At 54.4% G+C, this 13,650-nt stretch carries 15 protein-coding genes; 1 reads left to right on the forward strand and 14 read right to left on the reverse strand.

Annotated elements, in window-relative coordinates; genetic code table 11:
- Positions 1-4 precede the first annotated feature (4 nt).
- The 10 genes from rfbH to G0Q06_RS11395 all read right to left on the reverse strand — a co-directional run bounded on the left by rfbH (position 5) and on the right by G0Q06_RS11395 (position 10,150).
- Positions 5-1,447, reverse strand: coding sequence for a lipopolysaccharide biosynthesis protein RfbH (gene rfbH / locus G0Q06_RS11350; RefSeq protein WP_163966014.1), 1,443 nt, complete (start codon positions 1,445-1,447; stop codon positions 5-7).
- Positions 1,440-2,555, reverse strand: a complete 1,116-nt coding sequence (rfbG, locus tag G0Q06_RS11355; RefSeq protein WP_163966015.1) for a CDP-glucose 4,6-dehydratase — start codon at positions 2,553-2,555, stop codon at positions 1,440-1,442. The genes rfbH and rfbG overlap by 8 nt, the downstream gene beginning before the upstream one ends.
- 83 nt (positions 2,556-2,638) lie before the next feature.
- Positions 2,639-3,409, reverse strand: coding sequence for a glucose-1-phosphate cytidylyltransferase (gene rfbF / locus G0Q06_RS11360; protein WP_163966017.1), 771 nt, complete (start codon positions 3,407-3,409; stop codon positions 2,639-2,641).
- A 46-nt stretch (positions 3,410-3,455) separates the two neighbouring features.
- The gene (locus tag G0Q06_RS11365; RefSeq protein ID WP_163966020.1) at positions 3,456-4,112 is read right to left on the reverse strand and encodes a hypothetical protein; all 657 of its coding nucleotides are present in this window, start codon (positions 4,110-4,112) and stop codon (positions 3,456-3,458) included.
- A 123-nt stretch (positions 4,113-4,235) separates the two neighbouring features.
- Complete coding sequence (locus G0Q06_RS11370) at positions 4,236-5,003, reverse strand: class I SAM-dependent methyltransferase (protein ID WP_163966023.1); 768 nt, start codon at positions 5,001-5,003, stop codon at positions 4,236-4,238.
- Positions 5,004-5,036: 33 nt separating this feature from the next.
- Positions 5,037-6,302 carry a nucleotide sugar dehydrogenase gene (locus G0Q06_RS11375; protein WP_163966025.1) on the reverse strand — a complete coding sequence of 422 codons (1,266 nt, stop codon included), beginning with the start codon at positions 6,300-6,302 and terminating at the stop codon, positions 5,037-5,039.
- Positions 6,299-7,312 (reverse strand): NAD-dependent epimerase/dehydratase family protein, encoded by a 1,014-nt coding sequence (locus tag G0Q06_RS11380; RefSeq protein ID WP_163967359.1) that lies wholly within the window; start codon positions 7,310-7,312, stop codon positions 6,299-6,301. The genes G0Q06_RS11375 and G0Q06_RS11380 overlap by 4 nt, the downstream gene beginning before the upstream one ends.
- Positions 7,313-7,451: 139 nt before the next feature.
- On the reverse strand, positions 7,452-8,546 hold the full coding sequence (locus G0Q06_RS11385; protein WP_163966028.1) for a mevalonate kinase family protein: 1,095 nt from the start codon (positions 8,544-8,546) through the stop codon (positions 7,452-7,454).
- 184 nt (positions 8,547-8,730) lie between these two features.
- Positions 8,731-9,528: a sugar phosphate nucleotidyltransferase gene (locus G0Q06_RS11390; RefSeq protein ID WP_163966030.1), complete on the reverse strand. Its 798-nt coding sequence runs from the start codon at positions 9,526-9,528 to the stop codon at positions 8,731-8,733.
- A 136-nt stretch (positions 9,529-9,664) separates the two neighbouring features.
- Complete coding sequence (locus G0Q06_RS11395; RefSeq protein WP_163966033.1) at positions 9,665-10,150, reverse strand: GbsR/MarR family transcriptional regulator; 486 nt, start codon at positions 10,148-10,150, stop codon at positions 9,665-9,667.
- A gap of 310 nt (positions 10,151-10,460) precedes the next feature.
- On the opposite strand from G0Q06_RS11395, the gene G0Q06_RS11400 reads away from it, so the two are divergent.
- Positions 10,461-11,471 (forward strand): inositol monophosphatase family protein, encoded by a 1,011-nt coding sequence (locus tag G0Q06_RS11400; RefSeq protein WP_163966034.1) that lies wholly within the window; start codon positions 10,461-10,463, stop codon positions 11,469-11,471.
- Here G0Q06_RS11400 and G0Q06_RS11405 read toward each other — a convergent pair.
- From G0Q06_RS11405 to G0Q06_RS11420, 4 genes are all read right to left on the reverse strand, one after another.
- Positions 11,468-11,944, reverse strand: a complete 477-nt coding sequence (locus G0Q06_RS11405; protein WP_163966037.1) for an anti-sigma factor family protein — start codon at positions 11,942-11,944, stop codon at positions 11,468-11,470. The genes G0Q06_RS11400 and G0Q06_RS11405 overlap by 4 nt on opposite strands.
- Before the next feature lie 68 nt (positions 11,945-12,012).
- Positions 12,013-12,501, reverse strand: a complete 489-nt coding sequence (locus tag G0Q06_RS11410) for a hypothetical protein (protein WP_163966039.1) — start codon at positions 12,499-12,501, stop codon at positions 12,013-12,015.
- 59 nt (positions 12,502-12,560) lie between these two features.
- Positions 12,561-13,016 (reverse strand): hypothetical protein, encoded by a 456-nt coding sequence (locus G0Q06_RS11415; RefSeq protein ID WP_163966041.1) that lies wholly within the window; start codon positions 13,014-13,016, stop codon positions 12,561-12,563.
- Positions 13,013-13,609 (reverse strand): sigma-70 family RNA polymerase sigma factor, encoded by a 597-nt coding sequence (locus tag G0Q06_RS11420; RefSeq protein WP_163966043.1) that lies wholly within the window; start codon positions 13,607-13,609, stop codon positions 13,013-13,015. The genes G0Q06_RS11415 and G0Q06_RS11420 overlap by 4 nt, the downstream gene beginning before the upstream one ends.
- Between the last annotated feature and the right edge of the window lie 41 nt (positions 13,610-13,650).

Consider the following 13,650-nt stretch of genomic DNA (forward strand, 5'->3'; position numbering starts at 1 on the left):
GAGATTACCTGCGGACAAATTCCTGGATACCGTCTATCATATATTCCATCTGCCCCTTGGTCAGTCCCGGATAGACTCCGATAAAGATCGCCTCATTCATGATACGATCAGCTCCGACCAAATCACCAACCACACGGAAAGCCTCAGGATAATCCTTCTTCAATTGCACGAAGGCAGGCTGACGAACAAGATTACCGCCGAAGAGCATGCGGTTGCCGATTTTCTTCTGATCAAGATGCTTGGCGAAAGCTGACTTGGTAAACGGCGCCTCTGGGCGAACCAGCAGCATGAATCCGAACCAGGAGCAATCCACCCGGCACCCGGATCCGTCCCAAGTAAATCCGTCTGGAGACCATCCGGTGGCATGCGTTGGCAGGCAGAACTCAAAGAACTCATCCATGCCGGCCAGGCCCTTTCGCAGAAACTCCCAATTGTCCTTTCTGGCCTGAATAAACTTGGGAAGCTTTTTCACCTGCTGGCGACCAATGGCGGCCTGCGTGTCAAGGGGTTTGATATTGTAGCCGATGTGGGAGTAAATGTACTTGTGATCGTATCCCTCCGGCAATTCCCCGAGCTGCCATCCGAAGCGCTTGTTGCAGGTGTTGTCGATACCACTGGCACACCAGCAATCGCGTCCCCAGTCGCGGAAACTTTCCACGAGTATCTTCAGTTTCATATCGCGGCGAATATTGACCGCTCCACCCTCGCCCATGGTCAAGTGGTGAGGAGGATAGAATGACTGAGTGGATAAGTCGCCCCATGTTCCCGTGTACTGAGTTGTGCCATCCGGCATCGTGTAGGAACAGCCCAAGGCATCGCAATTGTCCTCGATCAGCCAGAGATCGTGCTTCTTGCAAAAGTCAATGGCTGTCTTCAAATCAAACGGATTGCCCAGGGTATGGGCAAACATGAGGGCCTTGGTCTTGCCCGGAACAAATGCCTCTTCCAATCCGGAAAAATCCACATTCCCTGTTACCGGATTATTATCAAGAAAGACCGGTACCAGTTGGTTCTGTATCATCGGGGAAACTGTTGTCGGGAAGCCGGCCGCGCAGGTAATGACCTCATCACCCGGCCGCAGGCGCTTCTCCTTGGGCAGCTTGTGGGAGGTCAGGGATGAGACTGCCAGCAGGTTGGCCGACGATCCGGAGTTTGTCAGAATAGACTTCTTGATCCCGAGGAACTTCGCCAGCTCCTCCTGCAGGGCATCCCCCTCCTTGCCGAGTGTCAGCCAGAAATCGAGCGTAGAGGAAACGGCTGCTTCCACCTCATCCTCATCAAAGACCCGTCCGGCATAGGGAACCGAAAGGTTACCTGAATCATTCTTCTGGCCGTTTCCCGGATGCAGCGGATCGTCTCCCGGGCGATTATTGGCGTGAACTAATCGGGAATATTCCCGGGTCAGTTTCAGGATTTCAGCTTTCAGCGCTTCTGGAGACTTAGACATTATTTTTTGAATAAAGGGTGATTTGCTTTTCGGTCATTTCTAAGGTGTTCGAGGAATTGTCATGAACTTGCCGATACCAGTCGACTGTATTGGCAATTGTCTGCTCAAAATCCCAACGCGGTTCCCACCCCAAAACATGCCGGGCCTTATCAATGGCGAGATTCAGCAGCGATGCCTCGTGCAGGGCATTCGGATCTGACCGGTCATCCCAACTGCCTGGCCAGTGTTTGAGGATTTCCTCAACTAATTCCGCCACCGGGCGGTTGGAGTCCAGCGTGGGTCCAAAATTGAAGGCAGAGCACAATTGTGATTGTTCAAGCCGTGCTGAGATGAAGGATTCCTTGTTCAATCCCCTCCAGAGGTCGGCTCCCAACAACAGGTACCCTCCCAGAGGCTCAAGGACATGTTGCCACGGACGGGTGGCGTGGCGATTGCGGACTGGGATCGCCTCTTCCCGCGAAAGCGCCCTTATACAATCCGGAACAATCCTGTCTTCCGCCCAGTCACCACCACCAATGACATTTCCTGCACGGGCGGATGCAACAGCGATACCCCGGTCCAAGGGATTATGGAAAAATGATTTCCGAAATGATTGAATCGCGATCTCACACGCTCCCTTGCTGGAGCTGTAGGGATCGTGTCCGCCCATAGGATCTTCTTCCCGATAGCTATGCAGCCATTCCTTGTTCTCATAGCATTTGTCGGTCGTCACGAATACCGCTGCACAGGGCTTCTCCAGCTGACGCAATGCATTCAGCAAATGGACAGTCCCCATGACATTGGTGGCATAGGTTTCAACAGGAATGTCGTAGCTCAAACGAACCAGCGGCTGGGCAGCCAGGTGCAGCAAAATATCTGGCTGAACCTCCCTTACCAATTTGCTGACCTTCTCTGCATCCCTAATATCGAGTGTCTGGTGATCCATTTGCTTCTCCAAACCCAACTGGACAAACAGCGACGGATCCGTATCCGGCTCCAATCCAATCCCGACGATATCCGCCCCCATCATGAGCAGCCACTCACACAGCCAGGATCCCTTGAAACCAGTATCTCCGGTCACAAGAACTCGCTTCCCCTTATAGGTCTTTGCTAGTTCTTTAAAATTCATAGAAAGGAAATCTCTTTGTGCCTTTGTCTCTTTGTTTACCCGCCGAAGCTAGAAGCGAAGGCGGGTGCCTCTGTGCGAGAATCTTACTTCCACACCTTCCAGGGCGCCTTGGCAGCTTCCCACATTTCTTCCAGCTGCATCTTATCACGCAGCGTATCCATCGGCCGCCAGAAGCCCTTGTGCTTGTAAACCGAAAGCTGCTTTTCCGCGGCAAGGTTTTCCAGCGGATCACGTTCCCACGGCATCGAGTCGCCGGCAATGTAGTCAATCGCGGAAGGCTCCAAGACAAAGTATCCACCGTTAATCCATGCTCCATCCCCCTCGGGTTTTTCCTGGAACTGGGTAATTCGATCGCCCTCAATTCCCAAGGCACCGTATCGGCCAGGCGGCTGGACAGCGGTCAGAGTAGCCTTGCGCTGCGCATTCCGGTGCAATTCAATCGTCTTGGATATATCGACATCCCCCACTCCATCACCGTAAGTGAAACAGAACGTTTCCTGGCCAATATATTCCTTTACGCGCCGCAGACGCCCACCGGTCATGGTTTCATCACCCGTGTCCACAATCGTCACCTTCCATGGCTCCGTTCTCTTTTTGTGAACCTCCATTGTGTTGTGCTCCATGTCAAAAGTCACATCCGACATGTGGAGAAAGTAATTTGCAAAGTATTCCTTGATCACATAGCTGCGATAGCCTGCACAGATGATGAACTCGTTGATCCCGTGATGGGAGTAGGTTTTCATGATGTGCCAGAGGACTGGGCGTCCCCCGATCTCCACCATCGGTTTCGGCTTGAGGTGTGTTTCCTCGGAGAGTCGGGTTCCAAGGCCTCCTGCAAGGATTACGGCTTTCATTTCATCGCTTGGTTTGATTGTTTTCAGTCCAAATGGACTGTGTTCATTAAATGTGATTTAACCGAAGAAAGGACTGGTAAGCTACTTCAGCTTTTTGACGGTTAACGGCATTCTCTTCCGAATGGTAAATCCCGCGAATCATCTCCTTGAAGTGGTCGCGGAGCTTCGAGGGGAAAAGGTGTTGGGAGCTGTCTTTGAAAATTTCCTGGTTGTTTTCATCTGTTGAATAGAACGGTTTGTAATTTTTGCCATATCGATCATTCAGTTGGTTGATGATCGTCGGAAAATCTCTTGTTGTTGTCTCAAAGTTAGCGGCAACAAACTGGCCGGCCCAGGGTTCCAGGCGCTGATAAAACTGTGAGAAGCGTCGAGTCCAGTAAAGGGTGAGAAGCTTGAGGCCCTTGTCGGCAATTCCCTTTGAAGGGTCCAGGCCTTTTATTTCTTCGAATTCAAGGACCTTGGCGGGCTTAGAAAGAATGGCTTCCTCCGGTTCACGAATCAGGACCACTGTTGGAACCTTCCATTTGATCGCCATGATGATGTTTGCGGGCGAGTGGGTGTGCGTGCCTATGTGGAGCTTGTTCGAGGGGTCGTTGACCTGCCGGAACGCCTTGACGGCAAAGCTGTTCGCACATCGCGGATACCCTTCGATGACCAACTCGGAATTCCGGCGTACCAGGCGGTTGATTGGACGATCTCCCAATCGGAAATTCTGGATCCTCCAGTAAAGGTGGGGCCACCTCTCGATAATGTCTGAGCAAACCCGACTGAAATACCATTTCATCTGCAGGAATTTCCAATCCTGAATCGCACAACGAAGAGGCGCTCAGCTCTTGATTCCCACAAGATAAATATTGCTGCACAACTGCGGCCTCAACCTCAATGGCTTGTCCATCAGGCGGGTCAGGGATCTTTGTACCGAATTCCTCGAATGATACCCCATCCAGTTTCTTCCAATTATCCGGAGATTTTTCAAGCCAAGGTCCCTGCCAATGTAGAGCAGGTCAGACACATCGGGCTCACGGACATGTCCGCGGAATTTCTCTGTCTCGTACCATCCGTCCATTGAGCTCCATTTGCTGTTTCCAAAAAGACCGGAAAAGCGCTTTTTCAAATTGGCACAATTTGGGCCGCTGAGGATGAAAGCCCCTCCCGGCTTGAGCAATTGTATCGCCTCGTGGAAGAGCTTCTTGGGGGAATTGTGCCAATGTTCCATGGTGTCATACGCAGTAATTACATCAAAAGGTCCTTGGACACCTTCCAACCCTTTCTCAATGACATCAAGGGTCACCACCTCAACGCCTTTGGACCGGTGCAGATTCAAAACGGAGGGCCCCAGTTCATGGTTCACCGGGTCATCAAAGTCATCAATGAGAACAGAACGCTTGCACCCCAGTACGGCGCAACCGATGGAGAACAGGCCAATTCCCCCGCCTATGTCGCAAATTTCCAGATCCGAAGGCTGCTTTCCGGCACAAGCTTCAAGGGCAATCTCAACATTGAATGCCATACGTGCCACATCCTTTTGCTGCCCTTTCCTCATCTCAGGTGGGTATTCACTGGCTATCTTCTGCAGTGTACTTGTGATATTCATAGTTATTTCAGGGTTGATGGTGAAAGTGATGGATCAAGCCTTCAAATACTTCTGGGGCTTGTCATGGATCCAGTTCCGGGTGTCGACAACCGGGCAACGGAATCCCGAAAAATCAACCGCCTTGTAGGCTTCATGATTTGTCGCAAGCAGAATACAGTCATACTCATCCGAAATCTCCACACTCTTCCGCCCGGCAAAATGCGGATGTTCGCGCGTCAGCTTGATCTCAGGCACATACGGATCGTTGTAATCGACAATCGCTCCCCTCGCCTCCAGTTTCTCCATGAGCACATAGCTCGGTGACTCCCGGTCATCGTCGACATTCGGCTTGTAGGCCAAGCCAAGAATAAGAATCCGGCTTCCCTTGATGGCTTTCCCGTCATTGTTGAGAGCCTCAGCAACCCGCCCGATCACGTAGTCCGGCATGTTTGTGTTTATTTCCCCGGCCAGCTCAATAAAGCGAGTATGTTGACCGTACTCACGAGCCTTCCAAGTCAGATAAAACGGGTCAATCGGGATGCAGTGTCCTCCAAGGCCGGGGCCCGGATAAAACGGCATGTAGCCGAACGGCTTTGTCGCGGCCGCATCAATGACGTCCCAGACGTCAATGCCCATCTCGTGGAAAACGACCTTAAGCTCGTTGACCAGGGCAATATTGACCGAGCGGAAAATATTCTCCGTGAGCTTGGTTGCTTCAGCCACCCGACAGGAACCGACTGGGTGTACCTTGTCGAGGGCCTTCGAATACAGCTCAACACATCGCTCCAGGCACTTTTCGGTATATCCACCCATTACCTTTGGGATTGTCTTGACCGAGTGGTCCTTCCTACCCGGATCCTCACGCTCGGGCGAGAATGCCAGATGGAAGTCGATGCCTGCCTTCAGCCCGCTAACCTTTTCCAGAACCTCCCGAAGATCCGTGTCCGTGGTTCCCGGATAGGTTGTTGATTCAAGAACGATCAGCGTTCCCTTCTTCATGTGGGGAGCAATGGCTTCCCCAGACTTCAGGACATAACTGATGTCGGGCTCCCGGTATTTGCTAAGGGGTGTTGGCACACAAATGAGAACCGCCTCAACCTCGGCAACCCGGGAAAAGTCTGTGGAGGCCTCAAATAACCCACTCTCACGCGCAGCTTTTACGGTCGCCGATTCAATATGCTTGATGTAGCTGCGCCCGGCGTTGAGGGAATCCACCTTCTTGGCATCTACATCCAGACCCAGGACTTCAACTCCAGACTCCGCGAACCGGAGACCGAGAGGAAGACCAACATATCCGAGTCCAATAATGGCAATTTTCATAATTCGTAGATATCTGAATTCCTCCGAAACCACTCCACTGTCTTCTCAAATCCTTCCTCCGGCCCAATCCGCGGGTCCCACCCCAGCAATTCTCTAGCCTTTGAATTGTCCGCCTGCGTGTCGACCATGTCAGCCTTGTTGAAAGGCAAATAATCAATGATGGCCTTCTTTCCAAGATGCCGCTCAAAGGCCTCAATCATGGTGTTGATGGCGACCGGTTCATTACCCCCACCAAGGTTGAAAACCTCATGCCCTACCCGCTTGAGCGCCCGCACCGTTCCGTCGGCAATGTCGTCGATGTAGGTAAAGTCCCTTCTTTGCGTCCCGTCGCCAAAAAGCTGGATTGGCTGACCATTATCGATCCACTTCAGAAACCTCAGCGGTGACATATCAGGTCGGCCTGCCGGGCCGTAGACTGTGAAGTAGCGGCAAATGGAGACATCGATCCCATAGAGATGATGCCACGTGTATCCTGCTGCCTCGGCCGCTTTCTTGGATGCTGCGTATGGGGAAATCGGGGTATTGACCGGCAGGTCCTCCTTGAACGGTATTGGCTGGCCCGCATAGAGCGATGAGGTGGAAGCGAGGACATACTTTTCCACCCCGTTTTTGCGCATCGCTTCTAATAAATTAACCGTCCCATCCGAATTGGTCCGAAAATAAACATAGGGATCTTCTATGGAAGCACGCACGCCTGCCCGGGCGGCGAGATTGATCACCGCATCGAAGTTGTTTGCTTTGAATAACGCATCCACTGCATCCCGGTTTTCAATATCGAGCAGGTGGAAGCGGGCATTCTCTGTTTCCAAATCAACCGGCTTGGACAAATTGGAGAGGACCGAATCCTCAATGGAGAATCCGAGGTCACGCAAGCGCCAGAGCTTGAGGCGCTGATCGTAGTAGTCGTTAAGGTTATCCACCCCAACAACGGAGTGTCCCTGCTGCAGGAGCAACTGAGCTGTCTTCCAGCCGACAAAGCCGGCCATACCTGTGAGGAGAATATTCATTATTTAACTACGAATCCGAAAAATAACACTAATGGAGGAGGGACTATGGATGAAGAACTAAACACGGATTACACAGATCTCACAGATTTAGAGTCATTCAAAATTCCCTGATCCTTTAAATCCGTGCGATCCGTGGTGTATATTACACCACCCTCGGCCTCAGCACCCGCACCCCCATCGTCTCAAACTTCGCCTTCATCGCCTCATACGGGTCATCATCCTCAATGAGGCCGACGATCGCGCCGCCTGATCCCGCGAACTTGGCGGAGGCCCCGAATGAGCGTGCGGTATTGACGAGCTCACGATTGCCGTCGCCGACATCAAAGAGAGCGGCGCGGAGGTCGAAGTTTTCGTTAAGGAGGGCGGAGAGGGAGGAGATGAGTCGGTCCTTTCCCACTTCGCCATTGCTTCGAGGGACAGGCAGGCCCGGTTGCAGAAACTCTTCAGTGCTGGGGTTTGCGCTGTTACCGGGCCTAAAGACCCGACTCATGGTGTCACGGAACTCCTCGGTAAGGTTGGCCCATTTTTGAATGGCCTCAAGGACCTGTGGATCATGCTTCTTGAACCGCGTGCGGAGGTCGTTGTGGTAGACCTCCGTGCCCTGGGAGAGGTCCTCGCGATAGGCGATGTAGAGGGCGTTCGCGATGGGGGTTGGGTCAAGCAGCTCGTATGTGCCGTAGCCGCGTTCATCCATCAATTGCTTGTCAAAATCCATGTAGACCAATCCCCCGTATGCCTGGGCCACGCGGTCCTGTAGACCGGCGGGAATGGCCAGCTCGCAATTCTCGACCGCGAGGACGAGGTTGGCGAGCGAGTGGCGTGAGATGGCGACATTGTAGAACCCCATCAATGCGCGTGCGCAGGCGGTGATGATGGCGGATGAGCCGGCGAGCCCGACCTGGTTGGGAATATTGGATTTATAGCGCAGGGTGAAGTTGCGGTCATCGAGCGTGATCCCGCGCGACTGGCAGTAATCGAAAAACACCTTACACGTCGCCTTGAGGAGCCGGAACCCTCCGTAGTAGCCATGCTTCTGGACATCACCGTGGAGGTCGTTGAGCCCCGCAAAGACCGAATGGTCGCGTCGGCTCGGGAGCAGCTCCAGCTCGGGGGATTCCCAGAGCTCGATGGACGCATGGAAAGCATCGAACGTGAAGGCGATCGTCTTGCCATTGTATCCATCGGACGGGTTACCGATGAGGCCCGCACGGGCATAGGCTTTTGTACGGATCAGCATCTCACAAAGGCACAAAGAGGCAAAGGCACAAAGGGGAAGTAACTACGAATTTCACGAATCTCACGAATGGGTTGTTTGAGGGGATTTAATCACAATAAATAACTAAACATTAGAATTTTCGTATGTTCCGCGTGTTTCGTAGTTAAAAAACCATTCGGATGATTCGTGAAATTCGTAGTTACCCTCATTCCGGCGCACCAACATCCTTGCGCTTGCCGGGGATGCGGATTGCGCTGAACCCGGATTGCTTCATGACCGCTGCCATGGCATCGGTGAGCTGAATCTCGTTGTTGCGTCCAGGGGGCACCGTTTTCAGTGCATTAAAAATCGAATTGGAGAGAACATACCGCGCAGCGAAAGCAAAAGCATCAGGAAGCGTGGCGCCGAAGGCCCCGCGTATGACCGGCACCTCGCCGGGGGCGGGTTTTTCAATCATCGCATCGAGGGAAAAAGATCCGTCCTTCTGGAGGGCTCCCCCACAGACCCCATAACGGGTGGCCTTCTCGGGCGTTACCGATTCCACGGCAACCTGGGACATCTTCGTCTCTTCAAACAATTTCACCATCTGCGGGAGGGGCGAACCGCCCTGCATGATCGTATCGCCAAGGAGGACGACAATCCCCTCCCCATCGGCAAAGTCTTCCCCGCAGGCAATCGCGTCACCAAGACCGCGCTGCTCCGGCTGATTGATCCACGTAAAAGTCAGCCCGTCCGTGAGGGCTTCCCATTCGGCCATGGCCTCGCGCTTCCCGGTTGAGTCGAGCCAGTCCATGAGCGGCTGGTCCCATGAAAAGTACTGCCGGATCGCTTCCTTCCCCGCGGAGAGGATAATCCCGATTTCCGTGCAGCCGGCATCCTTGGCCTCCTGAACCACATGATGGAGCACCGGAAACTTTCCCACGTGGATGAGCTCCTTCGGCACAGCTTTGGTCAACGGAAGGTAACGTGTGCCGAGCCCGGCTGCTGGGATAAGGGCCTTCATTTTTGAATATTAACTACGAATCGCGCGAATGGGATTTTTTGGGGGGATGTAATCACCATAAAAATTTCCGTATATTCCGTAGTTAAGAAAATCATTCGTACAATTCGTGCGATTCGTAGTTAAGAAAAATTCGTCGTTAATTCTTCCCCTTCAGCGGGCCGGCGAGGAATTTCTCGACCAGCGGGAAGAGCATGCGGCCCTTCTTGCCCCACCCCTCCATTGTGTTGAGCCGGTCCTCGAGGACTTCCCGGTGCGCCTCCGGCACGCCATCCAGTTGATCCCTGAGGCGCTTGACCGCGTCCCCGCTCTGCTGCAGGTGCGGGACCACGTTCTCGTTAAGGATACCGATCAGCAGCCGCCTGAGGGAGGTCTCCGGCTCGTAGAGTGTACGCCGGTCATGCGGGGCATAGATAACCCTGACCGCTCCCATGCGCTGGAGAAACTTCAGTCCCTGGCTGGCTGAGCCCTTGGAGATTTCCAGTCGCTCGACAAAGTCGTCAAGGGCCAGCGGCTCCGGCGAGGCAAACGACAGCCCGAACATGGCCCCGACCGATTTCGGCAGGGAAAAGGCCGTCGCGGCGGAAATGCCCAAGGCAACAAGGGATTGCTCGAATTCAGTCATTGCAGTTTGTGGCTACGCTGCCGCCCTTGGTCGTAGTCCCACAGGGGGACAAACCAATCGGAAATAGGCGAAATGGGCTGCTTTGCACGTGGGTAGAACCATGGCGCTCCCTATCCTTTTGAAGGAAAGTTCAGAGAGTTCAAGAAAAAATGAACTAAAGAGGGGTGTTACGGGCATGTGTGTCGCGGGCATCCTTGCCTGCGCTTACCACAGGCAAGGATGCCTGTGACACGACTCTCACCGTCTCAACCAGGGAAAACACAAAGAATAAAGGGTTGAGAACAGCCGAATTTGGGCCTTCCCTTGCGGTATGTCATCCTCGAACGAGCTTGAGCGCATGCGCATCCTCCTTTGCGAGCTGCAGAACCACCTCCGGAAAATCATCTGCACCGCCCGGGATGCAGATACGGCGCAGGCACTTGCTGGCGTGGCAGAAGTGACCCCGGCGGATACGATTTATGAAATCGATAAAATCAGCGAATCAGCTATTGTGGCATGGTTTGCGGAGCACTGGCCGGCTGAACTTCCGGTTGAGTTGATCATGGAGGGCGCGGAGGCGCACGGAGCGATCACCATTCCAAAGGGCACGCCCATCGGAGAGACCGCCTGGAAATGCATCCTCGATCCAATTGATGGTACGCGCAACATGATGTACGACAAGCGTGCGGCATGGGCACTTGCCGGGATTGCCCCGCAAAGAGGTGGGAAGAACACGCTGCAGGACATTGCCGTCGCGGCAATGACGGCCCTGCCAACTTCCCGCGAATGGCGCAGCGACCAACTCAGCGCAATCCGCGGTGAGGGGCTCTTCTGTACGGCCTGTGACATGCGCGATGGCACGTCCGGGCCGATTGAATTTCACCCAAGCAAAGCCAGCGATTGTCAGCATGGGTTTGCCTCGGTGGTGCGGTTTTTTCCAGATGGGTTGGGACTGCTCGGCGAGCTGGAGGAGCGGCTCTGGAAAAAGCTCTATCCGGACGCCCCCGGCGGAAGCCCGCTTGTATTCAATGACCAATACATCACCACGGGGGGACAATTGTATGAACTGATCGCCGGCCATGACCGGTTCATCGCCGACCTGCGTCCGCTTGTCTTTAAGAAGCTTGGACTGGATGGCAGCCTGAGCACCCATCCATACGATCTGGCCGCCGCCCTTGTAGCCGAGGAAGCGGGGATTGTCCTTGTCGATCCGGTTTCAGGGAAAGCTCTCAATGCACCCTTGGACACAACGACACCCGTGGCATGGGTTGCCTTTGCCAACGAGGCCATTGCGGCGCATATTGGGCCTGTATTGAATAAGCTGATACAGGAGATGCTCTAGATGCCCACCGGATCCTCATCCTCAAGCACCCAGACAACGGTCCAGCCGCTGGGTTGGTCCAGATAGACGACCGGGGTCACGCCCTCCAAGTCGGTCTCCACCATTTCCACGGAATTGACCATGAGTTCAGGCTGCGCAGTGCTCTGGCTGATGCTGGCCTGCCGGAAAGGAATCCAGAGGGCCATTCCCAGAACCATGACAGCCGCCACTGCGCCGAGCGCGCGGGGGAAGGTCAATAGCCTGAAAGGCTTTTGTGACGCATCCTCATCCAGGCGGGCCTGCACACTCGCCCACTCCGGGACCGGATGGTTTGACTGCGTGTGTGCGCCCGCGAGGGCCTCGCGCATTTGTTGAAGCTCTTCAATGTAGGCACGCGCTTTGGGATCCTTTTCAAGAAGGGCCTCAATGCCAGCATCGGCGGGCAATTCCCCATCGAACCAGGCGGTCAAGCGATTGCGTGTCTCTTCATTCATCTGACTATCCTCAAAGTAAGCAGAAAGAGGACGGGCCGTCCAGACCCGTCCTCGCTCCAGTCTAGTTTCTACCCACGAAACCAGCGTTCCTTGCGGCTTGAGTAATCCTTTTTATAATCCCGGTCCCGGTCGCGGCCATAATGGCGGCCATGATCACGGTCGTGCTTACCACATCCACGATCCCGGTAGCTGACCCAGACGCGGTCTTTCCGGTAAGTGTAGTGACCACTTTTCCAGATGCGGACCCGATCGCCGCAACGGCTTACCCGGACGTCCCAATACCCGGGGACCCAAACCTTGACCTTCCGGATTTCCCAGCGGCCGTGGTCGCGTCCGTGATGGATCGAGCAACTCTTACGGCATGAATGGTCATGTCCGTAACGGGCGCCCACGGAAACATGGACATTGTCACTATGGTCCTCGATAATTGCGCCGGTAATCATTCCGAGAACAAAGCCCCCGATGGCGGCTGCGGCATCGTCGCCAGCCGTCGCACGGCCGGTATTAAGCCCAATGGCAAGAACGGTGATAAGGGTGATTTTGATGATGTTTTTCATGTCGGTCTTTCGTTGAATTCACCCGTTCAACGAAGGGCCCCCGACATTTATTCAAAAAATTATTTCAACTGCAGGATCAGCAGCCATGTCCCGTCCTTGCTTCGCGGGCCACCCAGCACCGCCGGACTGCCCCTGCGGAGATTTATACGCGTATTGAGCAGGCTCTTTGATCCACGCTTCCAGCTGATCTCGGCCTTGAGCCCGCTTCCCGAGCCACCCCCTGAGCGAATGGTCAACTTCTGTCCACCGGCCAGGGAAACCGAGCCCTCGCCGGGCACGGAAAGTCGCAGCGTCTGGCGACTGCTTTGCTTGTAGCTTTTGAATCGAAACAGCCGCTCAAGGTTGCCCGCATACTGCCGGAGCGCCTTGTCCACGCCTCCCTCACCGTTACCAGCCTGGACAAGAATCACCTGGACCCTCGCCTCGTCTTCGGCGGCCTCGGCGGTGCTCAATCCCATGCAGGAAAGGCCGCAGAAAAGGACGAAAAGTAAATGCAGTTGTTTAGATGTTTTCATGACAATTCTTTCTTCAGTCGGACTTGTAGTTTCTGACGGGCCAGATGCAGGCGTGACATAACCGTTCCAATTTTGCAATTAACGACTTGGGCGATTTCCTCGTAACTATACCCTTCATATTCCCGGAGGACAAGAACGGTTCGCTGGTCTTCCGGCAGGTCGGCGACGGCTTGCTCGATAGTCTTTCCCAGCTCCTTGTCGCGCAGATGCTCCTTCGGGGTTCGCGCTGTATCAGCCGCCATGTCCAGTGTGCCCGATTCACTGGAGCCCGAAAAGACGCGCAGGAAGCGCTGTCCGAGCCGCTTGCGCTTCCGCAGGGCATCGAGAGCGCTATTGACGGCAATCCGGTGGATCCAAGTCGAAAACGCCGATTCAAAGTTGTATCGATCCCGACGCTTCCATGCCTTGATCCATGCCTCCTGGCAGACATCGTGGGCCTCGCTCTCGTCCCCCAGCATGCCCCAGACGGTCCGGTGGATACGTGCGTAAAGAAGCTTGAACAATTGGCCAAAGGCGGCCCGGTCACCGGCACAAGCTGCGCGGGCAAGGTCCAGCTGCCTCTCTGCTTCCAACTGTTCGTCTGTTTCATGCATCCGCCGTGCTGTAAATGTCCTTTGGGCCACCTCGCCTGTCA

The sequence above is a fragment of the Oceanipulchritudo coccoides genome (genome assembly GCF_010500615.1).
Lineage (GTDB): Bacteria > Verrucomicrobiota > Verrucomicrobiia > Opitutales > Oceanipulchritudinaceae > Oceanipulchritudo > Oceanipulchritudo coccoides.